At 69.2% G+C, this 995-nt stretch carries 1 protein-coding gene; it reads right to left on the bottom strand.

Annotation, left to right across the window (positions count from 1 at the left end):
* The coding region (gene sbnB, locus KME75_RS41910) for a 2,3-diaminopropionate biosynthesis protein SbnB (protein WP_219420599.1) at window positions 1-995 on the bottom strand (995 nt) is incomplete at both ends.

Below are 995 nucleotides of genomic sequence, written 5' to 3'. Positions count from 1 at the left end.
CGGCGCAGCTCGTGGAAGAAGTCCTCGACGACGTGCAGCTCACCGGAGCGCGCCACCTCGTCGTAGACGTGTTTGCCGACCGCCAGGTCGAGCACGCCCAGACCGAACGGCGAGAACACCACCGGCCGATCCACCGGCACCGCAACCCGCCCCGCCAGCACGTCGTCCAACGTCCCGGCCAGAAAGTCCCGGCTGCCCGTCAACTGCTCGACCAGATGCGGCGACGTGTCGGCCTTCAAACAGTGCTCCACGTCGTCCACGACATTGGTCGAGGCCAGCAGGACCTCCGGAGCCAGATCCCGCAACGACACGTGCAACACCACCGGGTTGTGCGCGAACCACGACACCTCACGCACATGCGGCCGCCCCGCGACCGTCGCGAACACCACCAGATCACTGGAGCGGACCAGCTGCTCCGCGGTCCCGTGCACCGTGACCCGGGCGGTGTCTTCCGAGCCCTCCACATGGCGGCGGAACCCGTCCGCGCTCCCGGCGTCGAGGTCGAACACCCCGACCTCCTCGAACGACCAGCCGGTACCCACCAGATACGTGTGGATGTAGCGGGCGATCAGGCCCGTCCCGAAGAAACCCACCCGCACCGGGCGTGGCCGGCCCCGGCTGAGCCGGTCGGCCGCCAGCGCCGCCGACGCCGCCGTCCGGGCCGCACTGATGATCGACGCCTCCAGACACGCGAACGGATACCCCGTGTCCCGGTCGTTGAGGATCAACACCGCCGACGCCCGCGGAATCCCCGCCGACACGTTCTCCGGAAAACTGGAGATCCACTTCAGCCCGTCCACCCGCACCTGCCCACCGATCGACGCCGGCAACGCGATGATCCGCGACGACGGACGGTCGGGAAACCGCAGGAAATACGACGGCGGGTTCACCGAATCCCCGGCACCGTGCAACCGGTAGGTCGCCTCCACCAGCTCGACGACCTGCTTCTCCCGCCCCCGCAGCGCCTTCTGCACCTGCGCACCGGGGATCACCGC

The organism is Pseudonocardia nigra (assembly GCF_019396355.1).
Classification (GTDB): Bacteria; Actinomycetota; Actinomycetes; order Mycobacteriales; family Pseudonocardiaceae; genus Pseudonocardia; species Pseudonocardia nigra.
This window is presented reverse-complemented; position numbering and strand designations above follow the sequence as displayed.